Origin of the sequence: Ralstonia sp. Ralssp135 (assembly GCF_047304345.1) — a bacterium.
GTDB classification, from domain to species: Bacteria; Pseudomonadota; Gammaproteobacteria; order Burkholderiales; family Burkholderiaceae; genus Ralstonia; species Ralstonia chuxiongensis.
The window spans coordinates 123,801-148,031 of sequence record NZ_JBGLYZ010000006.1 but is presented as its reverse complement, the minus strand read 5'-3'; the positions used below and the strand labels follow the sequence as shown (position 1 = coordinate 148,031).

36 protein-coding genes are annotated in these 24,231 nt (G+C 61.3%); 35 read left to right on the top strand and 1 reads right to left on the bottom strand.

Translation table 11 applies throughout. The annotated features are described in order from the left end of the window. Nucleotides 1-38 precede the first annotated feature (38 nt). On the top strand, nt 39-1,952 hold the full coding sequence (gene recQ / locus ACCD03_RS07400; protein ID WP_413411206.1) for a DNA helicase RecQ: 1,914 nt from the start codon (nt 39-41) through the stop codon (nt 1,950-1,952). Here the strand turns inward: recQ and ACCD03_RS07395 are convergent. Beyond that, nucleotides 1,949-2,869 carry a LysR family transcriptional regulator gene (locus tag ACCD03_RS07395; RefSeq protein ID WP_413411205.1) on the bottom strand — a complete coding sequence of 307 codons (921 nt, stop codon included), beginning with the start codon at nt 2,867-2,869 and terminating at the stop codon, nt 1,949-1,951. The genes recQ and ACCD03_RS07395 overlap by 4 nt on opposite strands. Nucleotides 2,870-2,968: 99 nt before the next feature. On the opposite strand from ACCD03_RS07395, the gene ACCD03_RS07390 reads away from it, so the two are divergent. From ACCD03_RS07390 to rplQ, 34 genes are all read left to right on the top strand, one after another. Further along, nucleotides 2,969-4,228 (top strand): MFS transporter, encoded by a 1,260-nt coding sequence (locus ACCD03_RS07390; protein ID WP_325649152.1) that lies wholly within the window; start codon nt 2,969-2,971, stop codon nt 4,226-4,228. A gap of 297 nt (nt 4,229-4,525) precedes the next feature. Further along, entirely contained in the window at nt 4,526-4,903 is a 378-nt protein-coding gene (gene rpsL, locus ACCD03_RS07385) for a 30S ribosomal protein S12 (RefSeq protein WP_003265519.1), read from the top strand. Between the two features lie 186 nt (nt 4,904-5,089). Further along, entirely contained in the window at nt 5,090-5,560 is a 471-nt protein-coding gene (gene rpsG, locus ACCD03_RS07380; protein ID WP_004634470.1) for a 30S ribosomal protein S7, read from the top strand. Between the two features lie 114 nt (nt 5,561-5,674). Further along, entirely contained in the window at nt 5,675-7,801 is a 2,127-nt protein-coding gene (gene fusA, locus ACCD03_RS07375) for an elongation factor G (RefSeq protein ID WP_045203008.1), read from the top strand. An 83-nt stretch (nt 7,802-7,884) separates the two neighbouring features. After that, nucleotides 7,885-9,093, top strand: coding sequence for an elongation factor Tu (tuf, locus tag ACCD03_RS07370; protein WP_024977884.1), 1,209 nt, complete (start codon nt 7,885-7,887; stop codon nt 9,091-9,093). Nucleotides 9,094-9,200: 107 nt separating this feature from the next. Continuing rightward, complete coding sequence (gene rpsJ / locus ACCD03_RS07365) at nt 9,201-9,512, top strand: 30S ribosomal protein S10 (RefSeq protein ID WP_004634473.1); 312 nt, start codon at nt 9,201-9,203, stop codon at nt 9,510-9,512. Nucleotides 9,513-9,798: 286 nt separating this feature from the next. Further along, a complete protein-coding gene (rplC, locus tag ACCD03_RS07360; protein ID WP_024977883.1) occupies nt 9,799-10,452 on the top strand; it encodes a 50S ribosomal protein L3 in 654 nt (217 codons plus the stop codon). 11 nt (nt 10,453-10,463) lie between these two features. Continuing rightward, nucleotides 10,464-11,084, top strand: coding sequence for a 50S ribosomal protein L4 (gene rplD, locus ACCD03_RS07355; RefSeq protein WP_004634475.1), 621 nt, complete (start codon nt 10,464-10,466; stop codon nt 11,082-11,084). Then, nucleotides 11,081-11,395: a 50S ribosomal protein L23 gene (rplW, locus tag ACCD03_RS07350; RefSeq protein ID WP_004634476.1), complete on the top strand. Its 315-nt coding sequence runs from the start codon at nt 11,081-11,083 to the stop codon at nt 11,393-11,395. The genes rplD and rplW overlap by 4 nt, the downstream gene beginning before the upstream one ends. 2 nt (nt 11,396-11,397) lie before the next feature. Beyond that, nucleotides 11,398-12,228, top strand: a complete 831-nt coding sequence (gene rplB / locus ACCD03_RS07345; RefSeq protein WP_004634477.1) for a 50S ribosomal protein L2 — start codon at nt 11,398-11,400, stop codon at nt 12,226-12,228. Between the two features lie 21 nt (nt 12,229-12,249). Next, nucleotides 12,250-12,525, top strand: coding sequence for a 30S ribosomal protein S19 (gene rpsS / locus ACCD03_RS07340; protein ID WP_004634478.1), 276 nt, complete (start codon nt 12,250-12,252; stop codon nt 12,523-12,525). 9 nt (nt 12,526-12,534) lie between these two features. Next, the gene (gene rplV, locus ACCD03_RS07335; RefSeq protein ID WP_004634479.1) at nt 12,535-12,864 is read left to right on the top strand and encodes a 50S ribosomal protein L22; all 330 of its coding nucleotides are present in this window, start codon (nt 12,535-12,537) and stop codon (nt 12,862-12,864) included. A 9-nt stretch (nt 12,865-12,873) separates the two neighbouring features. Beyond that, nucleotides 12,874-13,662 carry a 30S ribosomal protein S3 gene (gene rpsC / locus ACCD03_RS07330; protein ID WP_009241892.1) on the top strand — a complete coding sequence of 263 codons (789 nt, stop codon included), beginning with the start codon at nt 12,874-12,876 and terminating at the stop codon, nt 13,660-13,662. A gap of 2 nt (nt 13,663-13,664) precedes the next feature. Then, a complete protein-coding gene (gene rplP, locus ACCD03_RS07325; protein WP_003264123.1) occupies nt 13,665-14,081 on the top strand; it encodes a 50S ribosomal protein L16 in 417 nt (138 codons plus the stop codon). A gap of 12 nt (nt 14,082-14,093) precedes the next feature. Continuing rightward, entirely contained in the window at nt 14,094-14,288 is a 195-nt protein-coding gene (rpmC, locus tag ACCD03_RS07320; protein WP_004634481.1) for a 50S ribosomal protein L29, read from the top strand. Next, the gene (gene rpsQ, locus ACCD03_RS07315; protein ID WP_004634482.1) at nt 14,285-14,554 is read left to right on the top strand and encodes a 30S ribosomal protein S17; all 270 of its coding nucleotides are present in this window, start codon (nt 14,285-14,287) and stop codon (nt 14,552-14,554) included. Before rpmC ends, rpsQ begins: the two co-directional genes overlap by 4 nt. Nucleotides 14,555-14,821: 267 nt before the next feature. Continuing rightward, nucleotides 14,822-15,190 (top strand): 50S ribosomal protein L14, encoded by a 369-nt coding sequence (gene rplN, locus ACCD03_RS07310; protein WP_003264129.1) that lies wholly within the window; start codon nt 14,822-14,824, stop codon nt 15,188-15,190. Between the two features lie 11 nt (nt 15,191-15,201). After that, on the top strand, nt 15,202-15,510 hold the full coding sequence (gene rplX, locus ACCD03_RS07305; protein ID WP_009241893.1) for a 50S ribosomal protein L24: 309 nt from the start codon (nt 15,202-15,204) through the stop codon (nt 15,508-15,510). Nucleotides 15,511-15,536: 26 nt separating this feature from the next. Continuing rightward, the gene (gene rplE / locus ACCD03_RS07300) at nt 15,537-16,079 is read left to right on the top strand and encodes a 50S ribosomal protein L5 (RefSeq protein ID WP_009241894.1); all 543 of its coding nucleotides are present in this window, start codon (nt 15,537-15,539) and stop codon (nt 16,077-16,079) included. Between the two features lie 9 nt (nt 16,080-16,088). Next, nucleotides 16,089-16,394, top strand: a complete 306-nt coding sequence (gene rpsN, locus ACCD03_RS07295) for a 30S ribosomal protein S14 (RefSeq protein WP_004634486.1) — start codon at nt 16,089-16,091, stop codon at nt 16,392-16,394. Between the two features lie 27 nt (nt 16,395-16,421). After that, nucleotides 16,422-16,817 carry a 30S ribosomal protein S8 gene (rpsH, locus tag ACCD03_RS07290; protein ID WP_004634489.1) on the top strand — a complete coding sequence of 132 codons (396 nt, stop codon included), beginning with the start codon at nt 16,422-16,424 and terminating at the stop codon, nt 16,815-16,817. Nucleotides 16,818-16,829: 12 nt separating this feature from the next. After that, the gene (gene rplF, locus ACCD03_RS07285; protein WP_004634491.1) at nt 16,830-17,363 is read left to right on the top strand and encodes a 50S ribosomal protein L6; all 534 of its coding nucleotides are present in this window, start codon (nt 16,830-16,832) and stop codon (nt 17,361-17,363) included. Between the two features lie 11 nt (nt 17,364-17,374). Then, nucleotides 17,375-17,731 (top strand): 50S ribosomal protein L18, encoded by a 357-nt coding sequence (gene rplR, locus ACCD03_RS07280; protein ID WP_004634492.1) that lies wholly within the window; start codon nt 17,375-17,377, stop codon nt 17,729-17,731. 21 nt (nt 17,732-17,752) lie between these two features. Continuing rightward, nucleotides 17,753-18,271, top strand: a complete 519-nt coding sequence (gene rpsE / locus ACCD03_RS07275; protein WP_004634493.1) for a 30S ribosomal protein S5 — start codon at nt 17,753-17,755, stop codon at nt 18,269-18,271. A 22-nt stretch (nt 18,272-18,293) separates the two neighbouring features. Continuing rightward, nucleotides 18,294-18,476 carry a 50S ribosomal protein L30 gene (gene rpmD / locus ACCD03_RS07270; RefSeq protein ID WP_003264137.1) on the top strand — a complete coding sequence of 61 codons (183 nt, stop codon included), beginning with the start codon at nt 18,294-18,296 and terminating at the stop codon, nt 18,474-18,476. Between the two features lie 18 nt (nt 18,477-18,494). After that, entirely contained in the window at nt 18,495-18,926 is a 432-nt protein-coding gene (gene rplO, locus ACCD03_RS07265) for a 50S ribosomal protein L15 (RefSeq protein ID WP_024977880.1), read from the top strand. A 57-nt stretch (nt 18,927-18,983) separates the two neighbouring features. Next, complete coding sequence (gene secY / locus ACCD03_RS07260) at nt 18,984-20,306, top strand: preprotein translocase subunit SecY (RefSeq protein WP_009277656.1); 1,323 nt, start codon at nt 18,984-18,986, stop codon at nt 20,304-20,306. Between the two features lie 26 nt (nt 20,307-20,332). Next, entirely contained in the window at nt 20,333-20,551 is a 219-nt protein-coding gene (gene infA, locus ACCD03_RS07255) for a translation initiation factor IF-1 (RefSeq protein ID WP_012734373.1), read from the top strand. 30 nt (nt 20,552-20,581) lie between these two features. Beyond that, on the top strand, nt 20,582-20,698 hold the full coding sequence (rpmJ, locus tag ACCD03_RS07250) for a 50S ribosomal protein L36 (RefSeq protein ID WP_003264141.1): 117 nt from the start codon (nt 20,582-20,584) through the stop codon (nt 20,696-20,698). Nucleotides 20,699-20,719: 21 nt separating this feature from the next. Further along, entirely contained in the window at nt 20,720-21,085 is a 366-nt protein-coding gene (gene rpsM, locus ACCD03_RS07245) for a 30S ribosomal protein S13 (RefSeq protein WP_004634501.1), read from the top strand. Nucleotides 21,086-21,109: 24 nt separating this feature from the next. Next, nucleotides 21,110-21,511: a 30S ribosomal protein S11 gene (rpsK, locus tag ACCD03_RS07240; protein ID WP_003264143.1), complete on the top strand. Its 402-nt coding sequence runs from the start codon at nt 21,110-21,112 to the stop codon at nt 21,509-21,511. 203 nt (nt 21,512-21,714) lie between these two features. Beyond that, on the top strand, nt 21,715-22,338 hold the full coding sequence (rpsD, locus tag ACCD03_RS07235; RefSeq protein WP_004634505.1) for a 30S ribosomal protein S4: 624 nt from the start codon (nt 21,715-21,717) through the stop codon (nt 22,336-22,338). A 239-nt stretch (nt 22,339-22,577) separates the two neighbouring features. Beyond that, nucleotides 22,578-23,558, top strand: coding sequence for a DNA-directed RNA polymerase subunit alpha (locus ACCD03_RS07230; protein ID WP_004634508.1), 981 nt, complete (start codon nt 22,578-22,580; stop codon nt 23,556-23,558). Nucleotides 23,559-23,713: 155 nt separating this feature from the next. Then, entirely contained in the window at nt 23,714-24,112 is a 399-nt protein-coding gene (gene rplQ / locus ACCD03_RS07225; RefSeq protein WP_024977878.1) for a 50S ribosomal protein L17, read from the top strand. Nucleotides 24,113-24,231: the final 119 nt, after the last annotated feature.

Here is a 24,231-nt window from a genome sequence, read left to right as displayed (position 1 = left end):
CCAGCCCGCGCGTGACACTGCGCGCACCCGCCGCCCCGATGTACGACTCTCCCGCCATAGATCACGCGCTGCAAGCGTTGCCCGAAGACACTGCCGCCGCCACGCATGCGGTGCTGCACGATGTGTTCGGCTACAGCGCTTTCCGCGGCCCGCAGGCGGAAATCGTCACCCATGTGGCGGACGGCGGCGATTGCCTCGTGCTGATGCCTACCGGCGGCGGCAAATCGCTCTGCTATCAGATCCCGGCGCTCGTGCGGCACCGCCGCGGGCAGGGCGCCGGCATTGTGGTTTCGCCGCTGATCGCGCTGATGCAGGATCAGGTGGCCGCCCTGGAAGAAGCCGGTGTTCGCGCCGCGTATCTCAACTCCGCGCTGACGGGCGCCGAGGCCGCCCAGGTCGAGCGAGACCTGGCGGCAGGCCGGCTGGATCTCGTCTACGTGGCGCCCGAGCGGCTGATGACGCCGCGCTTCCTCGACTTGCTTGAGCGATCGCGCATCGGCCTGTTTGCCATCGACGAAGCGCACTGCGTGTCGCAATGGGGGCACGATTTCCGGCCAGAGTACATCCAACTTTCCGTGCTGCACGAGCGTTTCCCGCACGTGCCGCGCATTGCGCTCACCGCCACGGCCGATGCCGTCACGCGCGACGAGATCGTTGAACGGCTGGCGTTGACGGACGCGCGCGTCTTCCTCTCCAGCTTCGACCGCCCGAACATCCGCTACACCATCGTCGAGAAGGACAGCGCGCGTCAGCAGCTGCTGCGCTTCATCCGCGCCGAACACATGGACGGCGACACCTGCGACGCCGGCATCGTCTACTGCCTGTCGCGCAAAAAGGTGGAGGAGACCGCGCAGTGGCTGGCAGAGCAGGGCATCCGTGCGCTGCCATATCACGCCGGGATGGACTCTGAAGTGCGCGCCCGCCATCAGGCGATCTTCCGCAAGGAGGAGGGCGTCGTGATGGTGGCGACCATCGCTTTTGGCATGGGCATCGACAAGCCCGACGTGCGTTTCGTGGCGCATCTGGATTTGCCCAAGAGCCTGGAAGGCTATTACCAGGAAACAGGCCGCGCTGGCCGCGACGGCATGCCGGCCAACGCGTGGATGGCGTATGGCCTGTCCGACGTGGTGCAGCAGCGCCGCATGATCGACGAGTCCGATGCGGACGACGTGCACAAGCGCGTATCAACCGCCAAGCTCGAAGCGCTGCTCGGCCTGTGCGAAGCCGCTAGCTGCCGCCGCGTGGCGCTGCTTGCGTACTTTGGTGAAAGCAGCCAGCCGTGCGGCAATTGCGATACGTGCCTGACGCCGCCGCAAACCTGGGACGCCACGCGCGAGGCCCAGATGGCGCTGTCCTGCGCATACCGCGTGCAGCAGGCCAGTCGCGTGAGCTTTGGCGCCGGCCAGCTCATCGATATCCTGCGCGGCAACGCGACCGAGCGCATCAAACAGTGGCACCACGAGACGCTTTCCACCTTCGGCATCGGCAGCGATCTGTCCGAAGCCGCGTGGCGCGGCGTGTTCCGACAGTTGGTCGCGCAGGGTTTGTTTGCGGTGGATCACGGCGGCCACGGCGCGCTGATCCTGACCGACGCGGCGCGCCCCGTGCTCAAGGGCGCGCAGTCGGTGATCCTGCGGCGTCAGGCCGAGAAGGTGCGTGGCTCGTCGTCTTCGTCGACGAAGAAGGAACGTCGCGCCGATCCGGCCGCCGAGCTTTCCACCGAGGCGCAGGTGCGCTGGCAGGCGTTGCGAGCCTGGCGTACGCAGGCCGCGCGAGAGCACAGCGTGCCCGCCTATGTGATCTTCCACGACGCCACACTCGCACGCATTGCCGAGACCGATCCGGATTCGCGCGAGGCGCTTGGCGAGCTGCCGGGCATTGGCATGGCAAAGCTGGACCGCTACGGCCAGGCGCTGCTCGACGTGCTGGAGAAATGCCGCGAGCAGGCTTAAGCGGACGGCGGCAATGGCCCCATCACGCCGGTGCGGCGGATGTGGTCACCCAGAAAATCGACAAACGCCCGTACCTTCGGCAGCAGGTGCACACGCTGCGTGAAGACGGCGTGCAACGGCACCTCCCGCGCCGCGTAGTTCGTCAGCACCGCCTGCAAGCGACCGGCCGCAATATCGTCGCGCACCAGATACGCTGGCCCGAGCGATACTCCCAACCCTGAACGTGCCGCCTCTCGCAGCACGAGGCTGTTGTTGGCCAGCATCGAGCCATTCACGTGGGCGATATGGCGCTGGCCGGCGGCGTCCGTCAGCACCCAGTCGTGCGGCCCGTCGTAATTGGCGTAGACGAGGCAGTTGTGGTCGCGCAAATCCTCCGGCGATTGCGGAATGCCCCGCTCGCGAAAATACGACGGCGCCCCGTAGATGGCGTGTGCGCAACTCGCCAGCCGCCGCGCCACCAGCGAAGAGTCCTCCAGCATGCCGATGCGGATCGCCACGTCGATGCGCCCAGCGACAAGATCGGCGTAGCGGTCGTTCATATCCAGGTCGATCTGCACGGCGGGGTAGCGCGCCTGGAATGCGCCCAACAGCGGTGCCAGCAATGTCACCGCAAATGAGGCCGGCGCCGACACGCGCAGCGTGCCGCGCGCCTCATCGCGCAGGGCGGTTACGGCCTGTTCGGCCGCATCGACGAGCGCCAAACCTTCTCGGCTTTTCTCGAAGAACGCCGCGCCTGCCTCGGTGAGCGACAGGCGCCGCGTTGTCCGTTGCAGCAGACGCGTCTGCAGCCGAGCCTCCAGTCGCGCCAGCGCCTTGCTGATCACACCGCGCGACATGCCCATCGCATCCGCCGCCGCAGACAGGCTGCCGCGCTCCACTACCTGCACGAAGATCGCCACATCAGAGAGTCGGTCCATATTTGCGCGTTTACGGAAACAATATTGCGCCAAAGGCTACCTTAATCTACGCGAATCGGCTGGCTACGATGGGCGCTCCGATCCTTCGTCCTGTTCATCATGACTACCGAAGCTCCTGCTGTTGCCGTTTCCAACCCGCCAGCCACCGACCGGCTCCCCCACGGCGCCACGCCGTTGTTTGCCGCCGCCGTCGGGCTCATCGTCATCAACCTGTTCGGCATCCAGCCGCTCGTCGCCGAAATCGCCGCGAGCATTGGCTGGACCACGGCCGCAACTGGGCTGCTGGTGACCGCCACCCTTATCGGCTACGGAATCGGCCTGTTGCTGCTAATGCCGCTGACCGATCTGCAGGACAATCGCGCGCTCGCCTCGCGCACGCTGTGGGGCGCGGTGGCTTCGCTGGCGCTGACCACCGTCGCGCACAGCGGCCAGGTGCTGATGCTTGCCGCCTTTGCCATCGGCCTCACGTCGACCGTCATTCAGATGCTGATTGCGCTGGCGGGCCGCCTGGCCGCAGACCACCGGCGCGGGCGCGTGCTCGGCGACATCATGATCGGCCTGAACCTGGGCATCCTGCTGTCGCGCCCGGCGGCCAGCCTGATTGCGGCGCAGTGGGGCTGGCGAGCGTTCTACGGCGCATCGGCGGTGGCGATTGCAGTGCTGGCTGTCTTCCTGCCGCGCGTGATGCCGACCTTCGTGCCGCCGCGCACGCTGTCGTACGGCGCGCTGCTGGGCTCATACGGTCGTCTGCTGCGTAGCGAACCGTTGTTGCGCCGCCGCGCCGCCACCCAGGCCTTGCTGATGGCCGCGTTCACGCTGTTTTGGACCGCTGTGGCCCTGCGGTTGGCGGCAGCGCCGTTCCATCTTTCGCAGAACGGTATTGGCATCTTCGCGCTGTGCGGCGCGGCCGGCGTTGTGGCCGCGCCGATTGCCGGACGGCTCGCGGATCGCGGTTTGGTGCGCGTGGGTACGCTGCTCGCGCACGGCAGTGCGGCGACGGGTTTGTTGTTGGCACTGGCTTCGGCACTGTTGCCGGGGCTCAGCGTCCCCGCCATGTTGACGATGTTGGTAGCTGCGGCGCTGCTGCTCGACTTCGGTGCCATCGGCGACCAGGCGCTCGGCCGCTACATGGTCAACACGCTGTCCCCGGAGGTTCGCGGGCGCGTGAATGGTCTGTACACCGGCGCGTTCTTCTTTGGTGCAGCCGCGGGCGGTGGCTTGGCCGGCGTGGCATGGGCGGGTGGCGGATGGATCGGCGTATCCGTTCTGGCGCTTGGGTTTGTGGCGGCGGCTGCCCTCGTCTTTGTGTGGCCCGCGGGCGCGCCGCGTGCCATTGGCGCCACACCGCGCCGTTGCTGATCTACTCAGGCGTCACCAGACTGGTGGCGCGCTTGACGCTTGCAAGACAGCCCGCTATAGTGCCAGATTCGAGTTTTTGGCTTCTGGTTTCGCACGTCCGTGCCCGGCAAAGCGCTGTGCAAGACATCTGAACCAGACGGGCTCGCGCTCTTTGGTCTTGATCTGTTCCCGCAGGTCCTCCCTTCAGAGCGTTCTGCTCGCCACTTCCATAAAACCCGATTGCGCCGTCCGCCTCACAAATGAGGCGTTCACGTTATGTGAACCGGCGATTTTTCAAAAACCAAGCTGGATTGAACAATGCCAACCATCAATCAACTGGTTCGCAAGCCCCGCGTCTCGGAAAAGCTGAAGAGCAAGAGCCCGGCACTTGAGAACTGCCCGCAGCGTCGCGGCGTGTGCACCCGCGTGTACACCACGACGCCGAAGAAGCCGAACTCGGCACTGCGTAAGGTCGCCAAGGTGCGCCTGACCAACGGTTTCGAAGTCATTTCGTACATCGGCGGTGAAGGCCACAACCTGCAAGAACACAGCGTCGTGCTGATCCGCGGCGGCCGTGTGAAGGACTTGCCGGGTGTGCGTTACCACATCGTGCGCGGCTCCCTTGACCTGCAAGGCGTCAAGGACCGTAAGCAAGCGCGTTCGAAGTACGGCGCGAAGCGTCCGAAGGCGGCTTAAGTCGTCAGTGAGATCGCGCCGCTTTTGCGGTCACGGTCTTGTCATGAGCAGGCGGTACAACGGTGCGTTTTTTGACCGCACTGGCACCGTCGAGTAAGTGGTCACCCGGCTCAGATTGTTGGAAGACAAGCTAGTTGGTGGCCGGAGAACCGAAGCGGTTCTCAACTGAACAGAGAAGGAAAGAAGATGCCACGTCGTCGTGAAGTCCCCAAGCGGGAAATTCTGCCGGACCCGAAGTTCGGCAATGTGGAAGTCGCCAAGTTCATGAACGTCCTGATGCTGGACGGCAAGAAGTCGGTGGCTGAGCGTATCGTCTACGGTGCGTTCGACCAGATCGAGAAGAAAGCAGGCAAGGCGCCTATCGAGGTGTTCACGCTGGCTATCGGCAACATCAAGCCGGTGGTCGAAGTGAAGAGCCGTCGTGTTGGTGGCGCCAACTATCAGGTGCCGGTCGAAGTCCGGCCGTCGCGTCGTCTGGCATTGGCGATGCGTTGGCTGCGGGAAGCTGCGAAGAAGCGCAGCGAGAAGTCGATGGCCCTGCGTCTGGCTGGTGAGCTGCTCGAAGCCTCGGAAGGCCGCGGCGGCGCCATGAAGAAGCGCGATGAAGTGCACCGCATGGCTGAAGCCAACAAGGCGTTCTCGCACTTCCGCTTCTAAGCGACGCGAGACGTTGTTGGTTGCTGGGCGGGCTGTGTGCGCACATCTCGCCCATTTGTATTAGGGGCGCTTGGCCACGGGCCGGCGCCCCGTTGACGAATCTGAGGATTAACCGTGGCTCGTAAGACCCCCATTGAGCGCTACCGTAACATCGGTATCTCCGCTCACATCGACGCCGGCAAGACCACCACGACCGAGCGGATCCTGTTCTACACCGGTGTGAACCACAAGATCGGTGAAGTGCATGATGGCGCTGCCACCATGGACTGGATGGAGCAAGAGCAGGAGCGCGGCATCACCATCACGTCCGCTGCTACCACCGCCTTCTGGAAGGGCATGGGCGGCAACTATCCCGAGCACCGCTTCAACATCATCGACACCCCGGGCCACGTGGACTTCACCATCGAGGTGGAGCGTTCCATGCGTGTGCTGGACGGCGCGTGCATGGTGTACTGCGCAGTGGGTGGCGTGCAGCCGCAGTCGGAAACCGTCTGGCGTCAGGCCAACAAGTACAAGGTGCCGCGTCTGGCGTTCGTCAACAAGATGGACCGTACCGGCGCGAACTTCTTCAAGGTCTACGACCAGCTGAAGACCCGTCTGAAGGCCAACCCCGTGCCCGTCGTGGTGCCCATCGGCGCTGAAGATGGCTTCCAGGGCGTCGTCGATCTGCTGGAAATGAAGGCGATCATTTGGGACGAAGCCAGCCAAGGCGTGAAGTTCGAATACACCGACATCCCGGCAGAACTCGTTGACACGTGCAACGAGTGGCGCGAGAAGATGGTCGAGTCGGCCGCTGAAGCCAGCGAAGCGCTGATGGAAAAGTACCTGGGCGGCGAAGAGCTGACCCGTGCTGAGATCGTCAAGGCACTGCGCGACCGTACCATCGCCTGCGAAATCCAGCCGATGCTGTGCGGCACCGCGTTCAAGAACAAGGGCGTGCAGCGGATGCTCGACGCCGTGATCGACTTCCTGCCGTCGCCGGTCGACATTCCGCCGGTTCAAGGCATTGACGAAAACGACGAAGAGAAGAAGCTCGAGCGTAAGGCAGACGACAACGAGAAGTTCTCGGCGCTGGCGTTCAAGATCATGACCGACCCGTTCGTTGGTCAACTGATCTTCTTCCGCGTCTACTCGGGCAAGATCAACTCGGGCGACACCGTGTACAACCCGGTGAAGCAGAAGAAGGAGCGTCTGGGCCGTATTCTGCAGATGCACGCCAACCAGCGCGAAGAAATCAAGGAAGTGCTGGCAGGCGACATCGCCGCTGCAGTGGGCCTGAAGGACGCTACCACGGGTGACACGCTGTGCGACCCGAGCGCTCCGATCATTCTCGAGCGCATGGTGTTCCCGGAGCCGGTGATCTCGCAGGCTGTCGAGCCGAAGACCAAGGCTGACCAGGAAAAGATGGGTATCGCCCTGAACCGCCTGGCTGCTGAAGATCCGTCGTTCCGCGTGCGTACCGATGAAGAATCGGGCCAGACCATCATTTCGGGTATGGGTGAGCTGCACCTCGAAATTCTGGTCGATCGCATGAAGCGCGAATTCGGCGTGGAAGCCAACATCGGCGCCCCGCAAGTTGCCTACCGCGAAACCATCCGCAAGAAGGTTGAAGACGTCGAAGGCAAGTTCGTCAAGCAGTCCGGTGGTCGCGGTCAGTACGGTCACGCTGTGATCACGCTGGAACCGGCGGATGACGAGGCGAAGAAGGCTGGCAAGAACTTCGAGTTCGTCGACGCCATCAAGGGCGGTGTGATTCCTCGCGAATACATCCCGGCAGTCGAGAAGGGTATCGTCGACACGCTGCCGGCCGGTATTCTGGCGGGCTTCCCGGTGGTGGACGTGAAGGTCACGCTGACGTTCGGTTCGTACCACGACGTGGACTCGAACGAAAACGCGTTCCGCATGGCTGGCTCGATGGCTTTCAAGGAAGCCATGCGCCGCGCCACGCCGGTTCTGCTCGAGCCGATGATGGCCGTGGAAGTGGAAACGCCGGAAGACTACACGGGTACCGTGATGGGCGACTTGTCGTCCCGCCGCGGCATCGTGCAGGGCATGGACGACATGGTGGGCGGCGGCAAGATCATCAAGGCCGAAGTCCCGCTGTCGGAAATGTTCGGTTATTCGACGTCGCTGCGCTCGCAGACGCAAGGCCGCGCCACGTACACCATGGAATTCAAGCAATACGCTGAGGCACCGAAGAACATCGCCGAAGCTGTGATGGCTGCCAAGGGTACGAAGTAATCAACGTGTTTTGGGCGGCGCGCGTGTGCGTGCTGCCCGCATCCAAATCTAGTAATTAGCCGATTCCGAATTGAGGAGCTGACATGGCAAAGGAAAAGTTCGAGCGGACCAAGCCGCACGTGAACGTTGGTACGATTGGTCACGTTGACCACGGCAAGACGACGCTGACCGCAGCGATCGCAACCGTGCTGTCGAGCAAGTTCGGTGGTACCGCGAAGAAGTACGACGAAATCGACGCAGCGCCGGAAGAAAAGGCACGCGGCATCACGATCAACACCGCGCACATCGAGTACGAAACGGCTAACCGTCACTACGCGCACGTTGACTGCCCGGGCCACGCGGACTACGTCAAGAACATGATTACCGGTGCCGCCCAGATGGACGGCGCAATCCTGGTGTGCTCGGCCGCTGACGGCCCGATGCCGCAAACGCGTGAGCACATCCTGCTGGCCCGTCAGGTCGGCGTGCCGTACATCATCGTCTTCCTGAACAAGTGCGACATGGTGGACGACGCTGAGCTGCTGGAGCTGGTCGAGATGGAAGTGCGCGAACTTCTGTCGAAGTACGACTTCCCGGGCGACGACACCCCGATCATCAAGGGTTCGGCCAAGCTGGCGCTGGAAGGCGACAAGGGCGAACTGGGCGAAGTGGCCATCATGAACCTGGCCGACGCACTGGACACCTACATCCCGACGCCGGAGCGCGCTGTTGACGGCACGTTCCTGATGCCGGTGGAAGACGTGTTCTCGATCTCGGGTCGCGGCACCGTGGTGACCGGCCGTATCGAGCGCGGCGTCGTCAAGGTCGGCGAAGAAATCGAAATCGTCGGTATCGCCATGGACGGCGACAAGCCGAAGATCGACAAGACGACCTGCACGGGCGTGGAAATGTTCCGCAAGCTGCTCGACCAAGGTCAAGCAGGCGACAACGTCGGTATTCTGCTGCGCGGTACGAAGCGCGAAGACGTCCAGCGCGGCCAAGTGCTGGCAAAGCCGGGCTCGATCAAGCCGCACACGGAATTCACGGGCGAGGTCTACATCCTGTCGAAGGACGAAGGCGGCCGTCACACGCCGTTCTTCAACAACTACCGCCCGCAGTTCTACTTCCGTACGACGGACGTGACTGGCTCGATCGCCCTGCCGGAAGGCAAGGAAATGGTTATGCCGGGCGACAACGTGTCGATCACCGTCAAGCTGATCGCCCCGATCGCCATGGAAGAAGGCCTGCGCTTCGCAATCCGTGAAGGCGGCCGTACCGTGGGTGCCGGCGTCGTTGCCAAGATCCTGAAGTAAAAGGCGGATCGATGCGCTGTTCCTCGTAAGGGGTGCGGCGCATCGCTTGTTGCATCGCTCTTTCAATCTACCGGCGGCCCGGCCGCCATGCTCTTTAAGGAAACATCATGCAGAACCAGAAGATCCGTATCCGCCTGAAGGCTTTCGACTATCGCCTGATCGATCAGTCGGCCGCCGAAATCGTTGAAACCGCCAAGCGCACTGGCGCGATCGTCAAGGGCCCGGTGCCCCTGCCGACTCGCATCCAGCGTTTCGACGTTCTGCGTTCGCCGCACGTCAACAAGACCAGCCGCGACCAGTTCGAGATCCGTACGCACCAGCGTCTGATGGACATCGTCGACCCGACGGACAAGACCGTTGATGCGCTGATGAAGCTGGACCTGCCGGCTGGCGTGGACGTCGAGATCAAGCTGCAATAAGCAAGACAACGCTACCGGACCCTTCCGGTAACGGGCAAACGGCGAGCCAAGTGCTCGCCGTTTTGCTTTTGAGCGTCGGATGTTGCATTGCACACGATGTCCGGAACACCATTCGGCAATCGCTCTTGCATATTGTCCGTAACCCGGATATATTGTAGGGCTACCCCTTTAGTCAGGGGAGTGGGCGGGCCGTTTTGGCCTAGCGCTGTCTCTTTAGGCGCAGTCCAGTTCAAGATTCGTAGTATCAATCAGCCCCGGCCAATCGCAGCTGGGAATGGAGCAAACCATGAGCCTTGGCCTTGTAGGTCGCAAGGTTGGCATGACCCGTATTTTCACGGACGACGGCGATTCGATTCCCGTCACCGTGCTCGAGGTCGGCGACAACCGCGTGACGCAAATCAAGACGGACGAGACCGACGGTTATACCGCGGTTCAAGTCACCTTCGGCACCCGACGCGCCAGCCGCGTCACCAAGCCGCTGGCGGGTCATCTCGCCAAAGCCGGCGTGGAAGCGGGCGAAGTCATCAAAGAATTCCGAGTGGATGCCGCTCGTGCCGCTGAATTCCAGCCTGGTGCGAACATCAGCGTCGACCTGTTCGAAGTCGGTCAGAAGATCGACGTCCAGGGTGTGACGATTGGTAAGGGCTACGCCGGTACCATCAAGCGTTACCACTTCTCGTCGGGCCGCGCCTCGCACGGTAACTCGCGCTCGCACAACGTGCCGGGCTCGATCGGTATGGCGCAGGATCCGGGCCGCGTGTTCCCGGGCAAGCGCATGACCGGTCACATGGGTGACGTCACCCGTACCGTTCAAAACCTGGAAATCGCCAAGATTGACGCAGAGCGCAAGCTGCTGCTGGTCAAGGGTGCGATTCCGGGCGCCAAGGGCGGTCAAGTCATCGTCACGCCGGCCGTGAAGGCCCGCGCCAAGAAGGCATAAGGAGCAAACGCATGGAACTGAAGCTGCTCCAGGACAACGGTCAACTTGGCGCCGGCGTTGCTGCCTCGCCGGAAGTGTTCGGCCGTGACTACAACGAAGCCCTCGTTCACCAAGTCGTCGTCGCTTACCAGGCCAACGCTCGCAGCGGTAACCGTAAGCAGAAGGATCGTGAAGAGGTCAAGCACACGACCAAGAAGCCGTGGCGCCAAAAGGGTACGGGCCGCGCCCGTGCAGGTATGAGCTCCTCCCCGCTGTGGCGCGGGGGTGGTCGTATCTTCCCGAACAGCCCGGAAGAAAACTTCTCGCAGAAGGTCAACAAGAAGATGTACCGCGCCGGCATGCGCTCGATTTATTCGCAGCTTGCCCGTGAAGGTCGCATCAACGTCGTTGACAGCCTGTCCGTCGACGCGCCCAAAACCAAGCTGCTGGCCGACAAGTTCCGCGCCATGGGCCTGGATTCGGTGCTCGTGATTACCGATAACCTGGACGAAAACCTCTTCCTGGCATCGCGCAACCTGGCGCACGTGCTCGTGGTTGAGCCGCGTCACGCCGACCCGCTGTCGCTCGTGCACTACAAAAAGGTGCTCGTGACCAAGGCAGCCGTCGCGCAGATCGAGGAGTTGCTGAAATGACGCAAGTTGCCAAGAACGACCATCGCTTGATGCAGGTGCTGCTGGCGCCTGTGGTGTCTGAAAAGGCAACCCTGGTGGCCGAGAAGAACGAACAGGTCGTGTTCGAAGTGGCTCGCGACGCCAACAAGGGCGAAGTGAAAGCGGCTGTCGAACTGCTGTTCAAGGTCGAAGTCGAGTCCGTCCAGATCCTGAACCAGAAGGGCAAGCAAAAGCGCTTCGGTCGCTTCATGGGTCGTCGTGACCACGTGAAGAAGGCCTATGTTTCGCTGAAGCCGGGCCAGGAAATCAATTTTGAAGCGGAGGCCAAGTAATCATGGCACTCGTCAAAACCAAGCCGACATCGCCGGGCCGCCGCTCGATGGTGAAGGTCGTTAACCCCGACCTTCACAAGGGCGCGCCGCACGCCCCGCTGCTGGAAAAGCAAATCCAGAAGTCGGGCCGTAACAACAACGGCCACATCACCACCCGTCACAAGGGCGGTGGTCACAAGCATCACTATCGCGTCGTCGACTTCAAACGTAACGATAAGGACGGTATTCCGGCCAAGATCGAACGCCTGGAATACGACCCAAACCGTAGCGCCAACATCGCGCTCGTGCTGTTCGCTGACGGCGAGCGCCGCTACATCATCGCCCCGAAGGGCGCTGTGGTTGGCCAAGCCATTGCTAACGGCTCGGAAGCGCCGATCAAGGCCGGTAACAACCTGCCGATCCGCAACATTCCGGTCGGTACGACGATCCACTGCGTGGAAATCCTGCCGGGCAAGGGTGCTCAAGTTGCCCGTTCGGCCGGCACGTCCGCCGTACTGCTGGCTCGCGAAGGCATCTACGCTCAAGTGCGTCTGCGCTCGGGTGAAGTGCGCCGCGTGCACATCGAGTGCCGCGCGACCATCGGTGAAGTCGGCAACGAAGAGCACAGCCTGCGCCAGATCGGCAAGGCCGGTGCAACCCGTTGGCGCGGTATTCGCCCGACCGTTCGCGGTGTGGTGATGAACCCGGTCGATCACCCGCATGGTGGTGGTGAAGGTAAGACTGCTGCTGGCCGTGATCCGGTGTCCCCGTGGGGCACGCCGACCAAGGGCTACCGCACCCGTCGTAACAAGCGCACTGACAGCATGATCGTTCAGCGCCGTCACAAGCGTTAATCGGTAGGTAGGAGCTTAGATATGACTCGTTCCGTAAAAAAGGGTCCTTTCATTGACGCCCACCTGCTGAAGAAGGTTGAGGCGGCGGTGCAAACGAAGGACAAGAAGCCCATCAAGACTTGGTCGCGTCGTTCGACCATTCTGCCGGACTTCATCGGCTTGACGATCGCCGTTCACAACGGTCGTCAGCACGTGCCCGTGTATGTCACGGAAAACATGGTTGGCCACAAGCTCGGCGAATTTGCGCTCACGCGTACGTTCAAGGGCCACGCTGCCGACAAGAAAGCGAAGCGATAAGGGGCAATCATGGAAGTTAAAGCGATTCATCGCGGCGCCCGTATCTCCGCACAGAAAACGCGCCTGGTTGCTGACCAGATCCGCGGCCTGTCGATCGAGCGCGCGCTCAACGTGCTGACGTTCAGCCCGAAGAAGGCGGCTGGCATCGTGAAGAAGGTGGTTGAGTCCGCCATCGCGAACGCCGAGCACAATGAAGGCGCCGATATCGACGAGCTGAAGGTCAAGTCGATCTACATCGACAAGGCCACGTCGCTCAAGCGCTTCACGGCGCGTGCGAAGGGCCGTGGCAACCGCATCGAGAAACAAACCTGTCACATCACTGTGACGCTGGGCAACTAAGGGGTCACGATGGGACAGAAGATTCATCCGACTGGCTTCCGTCTGGCTGTCAGCCGTAACTGGGCATCGCGTTGGTACGCGAGCAACACCCAGTTTGCCGGCATGCTCAAGGAAGACATCGAGGTTCGCGAGTTTCTGAAGAAGAAGCTGAAGAACGCGTCGGTGGGCCGCGTGGTCATCGAACGTCCGGCCAAGAATGCTCGTATCACCATTTACAGCTCGCGTCCGGGCGTGGTGATCGGCAAGAAGGGCGAGGACATCGAGCTGCTGAAGGCTGAGCTGCAACGTCGCATGGGCGTGCCCGTGCACGTGAACATCGAAGAAATCCGCAAGCCGGAAGTCGATGCACAGCTGATCGCCGATTCGATCACGCAGCAGCTCGAGCGCCGCATCATGTTCCGTCGCGCAATGAAGCGCGCGATGCAGAACGCGATGCGTCTGGGTGCCCAGGGCATCAAGATCATGAGCTCAGGCCGTCTGAACGGCATCGAAATCGCCCGTACCGAGTGGTACCGCGAAGGCCGTGTGCCCCTGCACACGCTGCGCGCCGATATCGACTACGGCTTCTCCGAAGCGGAAACCACCTACGGCATCATCGGTGTCAAGGTGTGGGTGTACAAGGGTGACCACCTCGGTCGCAACGACGCACCCGTCGTGGAAGAGCCGCAAGAAGAGCGTCGCAAGCGTCCGGGTCGCCCGGAAGGTCGTCGCCGTGAGGGCGAAGGTCGCCCGGCCGGTCAGCGCCGCGGTGCTGGTGCAGGTGCCCGTCGTGGCGCCGACGCCAAGACTGGAGAATAAACATGCTGCAACCTAAGCGCAGGAAGTACCGCAAGGAGCAGAAGGGCCGTAACACCGGTATCGCGACGCGCGGCAACGCAGTCTCGTTCGGCGAATTCGGTCTGAAGGCGATGGGCCGTGGCCGTCTGACCGCGCGTCAGATTGAGTCGGCGCGTCGTGCGATGACCCGTCACATCAAGCGTGGCGGCCGCATTTGGATCCGGATTTTCCCGGACAAGCCGATCTCGAAGAAGCCTGCCGAAGTCCGTATGGGTAACGGTAAGGGCAACCCGGAATACTACGTGGCTGAAATTCAGCCGGGCAAGATGCTGTACGAAATGGACGGCGTTGGCGAAGAACTGGCACGCGAGGCATTTCGTCTGGCCGCTGCCAAGCTGCCGATCGCGACCAGCTTCGTGGTGCGTCAGGTCGGAACGTAAGGAGCACACACCATGAAAGCATCCGAACTGCGCGACAAAGATGTCGCCGGGCTGAACCAGGAGCTCTCCGAGCTGCTGAAGGCCCAATTTGGCCTGCGCATGCAAAAAGCGACGCAACAGCTGCAGAACACCAGCCAGCTGAAGAAGGTGCGTCGTGACATCGCGCGTGTCCGCACCGTGCTGGGCCAGAAGGGGAACCAGAAATGACTGAAGCCGCAACGTCCCTGAAGCGCACGCTCGTCGGTCGCGTTGTCAGCAACAAGATGGACAAGACCGTCACGGTCCTGATCGAAAACCGCGTCAAGCATCCGCTGTACGGCAAGTACGTGGTGCGCTCGAAGAAGTACCACGCGCACGACGAAGCCAACCAGTACAACGAAGGCGACAAGGTTGAGATCACGGAATCGCGTCCGCTTTCCCGCACCAAGTCGTGGGTGGTGTCGCGTCTGCTTGAAGCTGCACGCGTGATCTAAAACAACAGCGGAGTAGTTTGCTGTTGCAAGGCCGAGATTATGTGATATAGTCTCGGTCTTTCCCTTTAAGAGGGTGGCCAGCAAATCTGCTGGTGGCTCGGGTGAGGGGGAAAGCGAATGGGCCAGGCGGCAATCGCCGTCGGGCAGCTACCGACTTCAAGTTGATCAACCCAATCGCAGTTGGCGCAATGCCAGCAGCCGGCGGGACCAAGACTGATCGCCTCTGCGCATTGTGCGTTTGGCGAATTAAGTTGGGACGAGAACACCATGATTCAGACAGAAAGCCGGCTCGAAGTGGCCGATAACACGGGTGCGCGTGAAGTCATGTGCATCAAGGTGCTGGGCGGTTCGAAGCGCCGCTACGCCAGCGTCGGCGACATCATCAAGGTCAGCGTCAAGGATGCTGCCCCGCGTGGTCGCGTGAAGAAGGGCGATATCTACAACGCCGTGGTGGTGCGTACCGCCAAGGGCGTGCGCCGTCCTGACGGCTCGCTCATCAAGTTCGACGGCAATGCCGCCGTGCTGCTGAACACCAAGCTTGAGCCGATCGGCACCCGCATTTTCGGGCCGGTCACTCGCGAACTCCGTACCGAGCGCTTCATGAAGATCGTGTCGCTCGCGCCGGAAGTGCTGTAATCGGAGGCCGCATGAACAAGATTCGCAAGGGCGATCGCGTCATCGTCCGTACCGGTAAAGACAAGGGCAAGCAAGGTACTGTGCTGGCCGTGCTCGCCGAGCATGTGACGGTTGAAGGCGTGAACGTTGCCAAGAAGCACGTGCGCCCGAACCCGATGCTGGGTACCACGGGTGGTGTGGTCGACAAGGTCATGCCCATCCATATTTCGAACGTTGCGCTCGTGGATGCCAATGGCAAGCCGTCGCGCGTCGGCATCAAGGTTGAAGGCGGCGTGAAGACGCGCGTGCTGAAGACCACCGGTGCTGCCGTCGGCGCTTGATTCTGGGCAATAGAGAGGAGTTGAGCATGACTGCACGTCTGCAAGAGTTTTACAAAGAGAAGGTTGTGCCCGAACTGATCAAGCAGTTTGGCTACAAGTCTGTGATGGAAGTGCCGCGCATCACCAAGATCACCCTGAACATGGGTCTTGGCGAAGCCATCAATGACAAGAAAGTCATTGAGCACGCCACGGGCGACCTGATCAAGATCGCTGGTCAGAAGCCCATCGTGACGAAGGCCCGCAAGGCTATCGCCGGCTTCAAGATCCGTCAGGGTTACCCGATCGGCACGATGGTCACGCTGCGTGGCCAACGTATGTACGAATTCCTGGATCGCTTCATCACTGTGTCGCTGCCCCGCGTGCGCGACTTCCGTGGTGTGTCTGGCAAGGCGTTCGATGGTCGTGGCAACTACAACATCGGTGTGAAAGAGCAAATCATTTTCCCCGAGATTGAATACGACAAGATCGACGCACTCCGTGGTCTGAATATCAGCATCACGACGACTGCGAAGAACGACGAGGAAGCGAAGGCGCTCCTCAACGCGTTCAAGTTCCCGTTCCGTAATTAAGGGGTTACCGTGGCTAAATTGTCTCTGATCGAACGCGAGAAGAAGCGTGCCAAGCTCGTGGCCAAGTACGCTGAGAAGCGCGCCGCTCTCGAAGCCATCGTGGCCGACCAAAGCAAGTCGGAAGAAGAGCGCTACGAAGCGCGTCTGAAGTTGCAAGCGCTGCCGCGCAATGCAAATCCGACTCGTCAGCGCAACCGCTGCTCGATCACCGGTCGTCCCCGCGGTACGTTCCGTAAGTTCGGCCTGGCGCGTAACAAGCTCCGCGAGATCGCCTTCAAGGGCGAGATCCCGGGTCTGACGAAAGCCAGCTGGTAATCACGCACAGGCTACAGGAGAAACAGTATGAGCATGAGCGATCCGATCGCCGATATGCTGACGCGTATCCGCAACGCGCAAGCGGTGGAAAAAGCGTCGGTGGTCATGCCGTCGTCGAAGCTGAAGGTGGCAATCGCCAAAGTCCTGAAGGACGAAGGCTACATCGACGAATTCGCCGTGACCGAGCAGGGTGGCAAGTCCACGCTGACGATTGGTCTGAAGTACTACGCTGGCCGTCCGGTCATCGAGCGCCTGGAGCGCGTCTCGAAGCCTGGTCTGCGTGTGTACAAGGGCCGTAATGAAATCCCGCAAGTGATGAACGGCCTGGGTGTCGCCATCATCTCGACCCCCCAGGGTCTGATGACGGACCGCCGCGCCCGCGCAACCGGTGTCGGTGGCGAAGTCATTTGCTACGTCGCCTAAGGGAGGGGAACCATGTCTCGCGTAGGTAAGGCCCCCATCGCGCTGCCCAAGGGCGCAGAAGTCAATTTCGCAGGTGGTCTGCTGACCGTTAAGGGCCCGCTGGGCACTCTGACGCAGCCGATTCACTCGCTTGTCAAGGTCAACACCGACAACGGCACGATCACGTTCGCGCCGGCAGATGAGTCGCGTGAAGCCAATGCGCTGCAAGGTACGATGCGCGCCCTGACGGCCAACATGGTCAAGGGTGTGACGACGGGCTTTGAGCGCAAGTTGAACCTGGTCGGCGTGGGTTACCGTGCATCGGTTCAGGGCACTGCTCTGAAGCTGCAACTCGGTTTCTCGCACGACGTGATCCATGAGATGCCGGAAGGCGTGAAGGCGGAAACGCCGACGCAGACCGAGATCATCATCAAGGGTTCGGACAAGCAAAAAGTTGGTCAGGTCGCCGCTGAAGTGCGTGGTTATCGTCCGCCGGAGCCCTACAAGGGCAAGGGTGTGCGCTACGCAGATGAGCGTGTGATCCTGAAGGAAACCAAGAAGAAGTAAGGGTGCACATCATGAACAAAAATGACTCGCGTCTGCGCCGTGCACGTCAGACCCGCCTGAAAATTGCGGAACTGAGCGTCGCCCGTCTGGCTGTGCACCGTACGAACCTGCACATTTATGCGCAGGTCTTCTCGGAAGATGGCACCAAGGTCCTGGCTTCGGCCTCGACGGCGGAAGCCGAAGTCCGCAAGGAACTGAACGGCAACGGTGGCAACACCGCTGCTGCCACCCTGGTGGGTAAGCGTATCGCTGAGAAGGCGAAGGCTGCCGGCATCGAAGCCGTGGCGTTCGATCGCTCGGGTTTCCGTTATCACGGTCGCGTGAAGGCTCTGGCCGACGCGGCACGCGAAGCTGGCCTGAAGTTCTAAGCCGGCATAGAGGATATCGTCATGGCAAAAATTCAACCTAAGGTCCAAGGGGACGAACGCGACGACGGTCTTCGCGAGAAGATGATCGCGGTCAACCGTGTGACCAAGGTGGTCAAGGGCGGCCGGATTCTCGGTTTCGCTGCTCTGACTGTGGTCGGCGACGGCGACGGCCGTATCGGCATGGGCAAGGGTAAGGCTAAGGAAGTCCCCGTGGCCGTGCAGAAGGCAATGGACGAAGCCCGTCGCAAGATGGTCAAGGTCCCGCTGAAGAACGGTACGCTGCAGCACGAAGTGGTTGGCAAGCATGGCGCCGCAAAGGTGCAGATGATGCCCGCTAAGGACGGTACTGGCGTGATCGCCGGTGGTCCGATGCGCGCCATCTTCGAAGTGATGGGCGTGACGAACATCGTGACCAAGTCGCACGGTTCGACCAATCCTTACAACATGGTGCGCGCAACGCTGGATGGCCTGCGCAAGATGAGCACCCCGGCCGAAGTCGCCGCCAAGCGTGGCAAGTCGGTCGAAGAGATCCTCGGCTAAGCCGAAGGGATAGGTGAACGATATGTCGCAGAAAACCGTGAAAGTCCAACTCGTGCGCAGCCTGATCGGTACGCGCGAAGACCACCGCGCCACGGTGCGCGGCCTGGGCCTGCGCCGCATGAACTCGGTGTCCGAATTGCAGGACACGCCCGCAGTGCGCGGCATGATCAACAAGGTGTCCTACCTGGTCAAGGTCATCGGCTAAGGCAAGACGGAGAAGAACATGCAACTGAATAACCTGAAGCCGGCAGCCGGCTCCAAGCACGCCAAGCGCCGCGTTGGTCGCGGTATTGGTTCGGGCCTGGGCAAGACGGCTGGTCGTGGTCACAAGGGGCAGAAGTCGCGTTCGGGTGGTTTCCACAAGGTCGGCTTCGAAGGCGGCCAGATGCCCCTGCATCGTCGTCTGCCCAAGCGTGGTTTCACCTCGCTGACCAAGGAATTCACCGCTGAAGTGCGTCTGGGCGACCTCGCGGGCCTGCCGATCGAAGAAATCGATCTGCTGTCCCTCAAGCAAGCCGGCCTCGTTGGCGAGATGGTCAAGAGCGCCAAGGTGATCCTGTCGGGTGAAATCGACAAGAAGGTGACCCTGAAAGGTATCGGCGCGACGGCTGGGGCGAAAGCCGCAATCGAAGCAGCTGGTGGCTCGCTGGCCTAATAGCCTGCTGTTTCACACTGACGGAGCATCCGTTTGGCCACGGCGAAACCTAATGTGATGGCCCAAGCCAAGAACACGGCCAAGTACGGCGATCTTCGCCGTCGGCTGGTGTTCCTGGTTCTGGCACTGCTGGTGTACCGGATCGGCGCGCACATTCCTGTGCCGGGTATCGATCCGGATCAACTGGCGCAGCTTTTCCAACGGCAGTCGGGCGGCATCCTCGGGATGTTCAACCTGTTCTCCGGCGGCGCGCTGTCGCGTTTCACGGTGTTTGCGCTGGGGATCATGCCGTACATCTCGGCGTCGATCATCATGCAACTGCTGACGATCGTGCTGCCGCAGCTGGAATCGTTGAAGAAGGAAGGCCAAGCCGGCCAGCGCAAGATTACGCAGTACACGCGCTACGGTACGGTCGTCCTGGCAACGTTCCAGGCGCTGGGGATTGCAGTGGCGCTCGAAGCGCAGCCGGGTCTGGTGTTGGATCCGGGTCTGATGTTCCGGGCCACCGCAGTGATTACGCTGGTGACGGGCACGATGTTCCTGATGTGGCTGGGTGAGCAGATCACCGAGCGTGGTCTGGGCAACGGTATCTCGATCATCATTTTCGGCGGAATTGCCGCGGGACTGCCCAACGCGATCGGCGGCTTGTTCGAGCTGGTGCGTACGGGCTCGATGGGGATTTTCTCCGCGATCCTGGTGGTGGCGATTATTGGTGCGGTGACGTTTGTGGTCGTGTTCATTGAACGCGGCCAGCGCAAGATCCTCGTCAACTACGCCAAGCGGCAGGTTGGTAACAAGATTTATGGCGGACAGTCGTCGCATCTGCCGCTGAAGTTGAATATGGCTGGGGTGATTCCGCCGATCTTTGCGTCGTCGATCATTCTGTTCCCGGCCACGATCGCGGGCTGGTTTACAGCCGGCAACTCGACGAATCCGGTCGCACGGGTCGTCAAGGACCTGGCAGCAACGCTGTCGCCGGGTCAGCCGGTATACATCCTGCTGTATGCGGCGGCGATCATCTTCTTCTGTTTCTTCTACACCGCGCTGGTCTATAACAGCCGCGAAGTGGCGGATAACCTGAAGAAGAGTGGGGCGTTCATTCCGGGCATCCGTCCGGGCGAGCAAACCACGCGGTATATCGACAAGATTCTGGTGCGTTTGACCCTGGCGGGTGCGATCTACATCACGCTGGTGTGTCTGTTGCCAGAGTTCTTGGTGCTGCGCTGGAATGTGCCGTTCTACTTCGGTGGGACGTCCCTGTTGATCATCGTGGTTGTGACGATGGACTTCATGGCGCAAGTGCAGTCCTACGTGATGTCTCAGCAGTACGAGTCTTTGATGAAGAAGGCGAATTTCAAGGGAAACCTGACGCTCCGCTAGGAGTGATCGCACGAACCTGAAGGGACATGGCTAAAGATGACGTGATCCAGATGCAGGGCGAGGTAGTGGAAAATCTCCCCAACGCAACGTTTCGCGTCAAGCTGGAGAACGGCCACGTAGTGTTAGGCCATATTTCCGGCAAGATGCGCATGCATTACATCCGCATCTTGCCCGGGGACAAGGTGACGGTCGAATTGACCCCGTATGATCTGTCCCGCGCGCGCATCGTATTCCGGGCGAAGTGAGCGGACTGGAATTGAAGGAAGAGGAAAATCATGAAAGTGCTGGCTTCTGTTAAGCGCATTTGCCGCAACTGCAAAATCATCAAGCGCAAGGGCGTGGTGCGTGTGATCTGCTCGTCGGACCCGCGTCATAAGCAGCGCCAAGGCTAATTTCGCAAAGAGGATTGACGAATGGCACGTATCGCAGGGGTCAACATCCCCAACCACAAACATACCGTGATTGGCCTGACGGCGATCTACGGTATCGGCCGCTCGCGCGCTCAGAAGATTTGCGAGGCTACTGGCATCCCGACCGACAAGAAGGTCAAGGACCTGACGGATCCGGACCAGGACGCGCTGCGTAAGGAAATCGAGAAGTTCCTCGTCGAAGGCGATCTGCGCCGTGAAACGACGATGAACATCAAGCGCCTGATGGATCTGGGCTGCTACCGTGGCGTGCGCCATCGCAAGGGCCTGCCGATGCGTGGTCAGCGCACCCGCACCAATGCCCGTACCCGTAAGGGTCCGCGCAAGGCCGGCGTCGCGCTCAAGAAGTAATCCGTCGGGTAAAGGATAGGAACTATGGCAAAAGCAGCGAATACCGCCGCCCAGCGCGCGCGCAAGAAGGTTCGCAAGAACGTCGCCGACGGCATCGCGCACGTTCACGCGTCGTTCAACAACACGATCATCACGATCACCGACCGTCAGGGCAATGCTCTGTCGTGGGCGACGTCGGGTGGCCAAGGCTTCAAGGGCTCGCGTAAGTCGACCCCGTTCGCCGCTCAGGTAGCTGCTGAGAGTGCCGGCCGCGTGGCCCAGGACCAAGGCATCAAGAACCTGGAAGTGCGCATCAAGGGCCCGGGCCCGGGTCGTGAATCGGCGGTCCGTGCTCTGAACAACCTGGGTATCAAGATCCAGTTGATCGAAGACGTGACGCCGGTGCCGCACAACGGTTGCCGTCCGCCGAAGCGTCGTCGCATCTAAGTGATTCGACCGACCGCGCCAGTTGCTGGCGAGGTCGGTCTGCGGGTGCTATACTTGCCCGCTTGCCTGTCTTCCGGATTTCCCGGAAGGCGGGTTTCGTCTTTTCATAAGCCCACTGTTCGCTGCAGTCCTGTTGTTAGGGCTGAGCAGGCGGACCATCCGCGGCCATGCGCCACGGATGACTGATAACGAAGGAACATAACGTGGCACGCTATACCGGTCCCAAGGCGAAACTGTCTCGCCGCGAAGGTACAGACCTTTTCCTGAAGAGCGCACGCCGCTCGCTCGCCGACAAGTGCAAGCTGGACAGCAAGCCTGGTCAGCATGGCCGCACGTCCGGTGCCCGCACCTCCGACTACGGCAACCAGCTGCGTGAAAAGCAGAAGGTCAAGCGCATCTACGGCGTGCTGGAGCGTCAATTCCGCCGTTACTTCGCTGAAGCCGATCGCCGCAAGGGCAACACGGGTGAAACCCTGCTGCAACTGCTGGAATCGCGCCTGGACAACGTCGTCTATCGCATGGGCTTCGGCTCGACCCGCGCTGAAGCACGCCAGCTGGTGTCGCACAAAGCGATCCTGGTGAACGGTCAAGCTCTGAACGTGCCGTCGGCTCAAGTCAAGTCGGGCGACGTGATTGCTATCCGCGAGAAGTCGAAGAAGCAAGTGCGTATTGCCGAATCGCTGACGCTGGCTGAGCAGAGTGGCTTCCCGATCTGGGTTGCTGTGGACGCCAAGAAGATGGAAGGCACCTTCAAGCAAGCCCCGGATCGCGCGGATATCGCTGGCGATATCAACGAAAGCCTGATCGTCGAACTGTATTCGCGTTAATGACGACGCCCGTACTGCAAAGTGCGGGCTCGTGCGCCTTTTGGGGACGCTCATCGTCAACGATATTGTGTTCGCGCGCCTGCAATACCCGGGCGCCGATCCAATCCGAATCGTTACGTGCCGCAACGCGATTGCGGCACGTGCGTCTTCCGTCGCTACATTCGCGATGGAACCTTTCCAGTCCAATCCGTCAGCCTTATCGGTGTAACGAGCCGAGGGTATTGAAATAGGACAACCTAATGCAAACAGCACTCCTGAAGCCCAAAATTATTGCGGTTGAGCCGCTTGGCGATCATCACGCGAAGGTCGTCATGGAACCGTTCGAGCGCGGCTATGGCCACACGCTCGGTAACGCGCTGCGCCGCGTGCTGCTGTCGTCGATGGTCGGCTATGCCCCGACCGAAGTCACGATCGCTGGGGTCGTCCACGAATATTCCACCATCGATGGCGTGCAGGAAGACGTCGTCAACCTGCTGCTGAACCTGAAGGGCGTGGTGTTCAAGCTGCACAACCGTGATGAAGTCACGGTGTCGCTGCGCAAGGAAGGCGAGGGTGTGGTGACCGCCGCCGATATCGAACTGCCGCACGATGTCGAGATCATCAATCCGGGTCACGTGATCGCCAACCTGTCGGCTGGTGGCAAGCTGGATCTGCAGTTGAAGGTCGAGCAAGGCCGCGGCTATGTGCCGGGCAACGTGCGCAAGTTCGGCGATGAGTCGAGCAAGGTCATCGGCCGCATCGTGCTGGACGCCTCGTTCGCACCGGTGCGCCGTGTGTCGTACGCGGTTGAGTCTGCACGTGTGGAGCAGCGTACCGACCTCGACAAGCTGGTGATGAACATCGAGACCAACGGCGTGATCTCGCCGGAAGAAGCGATTCGCCAGTCGGCTCGCATCCTGGTTGATCAGCTGTCGGTGTTCGCCGCGCTGGAAGGCACCGAAAGCGCCGCCGAGGCCGCCGCCGCCCGCGCACCGCAGATCGATCCGATCCTGCTGCGTCCGGTGGACGACCTTGAACTGACGGTGCGTTCGGCCAACTGCCTGAAGGCCGAGAACATCTACTACATCGGCGACCTGATCCAACGTACCGAGAACGAACTGCTCAAGACCCCGAACCTGGGTCGCAAGTCGCTCAACGAGATCAAGGAAGTCCTCGCATCGCGTGGCCTGACGCTCGGCATGAAGCTCGAGAACTGGCCGCCGGCAGGTCTCGAGAAGTAAGTTGCAATTGTCGGCCGGTGCGCAGGCATCGGCCGGTTTTCCTGCCATTGCTGTTTGGGTGGCTTATTGTTAAAGCTACCGGCCCGCGCCTCGCAGCGTTTGTACACGCGGCGGCGATAGAAGAGCTGGTCAAACACTCCTAAGAAGGAATCATCATGCGTCACCGTCATGGTTTGCGGAAACTGAACCGCACCTCGTCGCACCGTCTCGCGATGCTGCGCAACATGTCCAACTCGCTGCTGCAGCACGAGCTGATCAAGACCACGCTGCCGAAGGCCAAGGAACTGCGCAAGGTTGTCGAGCCGCTGATCACGCTGGCCAAGAAGGACACCGTCGCCAACCGCCGTCTGGCATTCGCCCGCCTGCGCGATCGCGACATGGTCACCAAGCTGTTCAACGAACTGGGCCCGCGTTTCGCGACCCGTCCGGGCGGCTACACTCGTATCCTGAAGTTCGGCTTCCGCCAGGGCGACAATGCGCCGATGGCGCTGGTCGAGCTGCTCGATCGTCCGGAAGTTGCCGAGGCTGTGGAAGTCGACGGCGCTGCCGAGTAAGGTCAGGCCAAGCTTGCCGGTGTGACATGACGTCGCGTTGGCCAAGCCCCAGAATGCGTGCTGCGGCGCGCATTACAATGAAGCCAGGATTCGCATCCTGGCTTTTTTGTTGCCCGCTT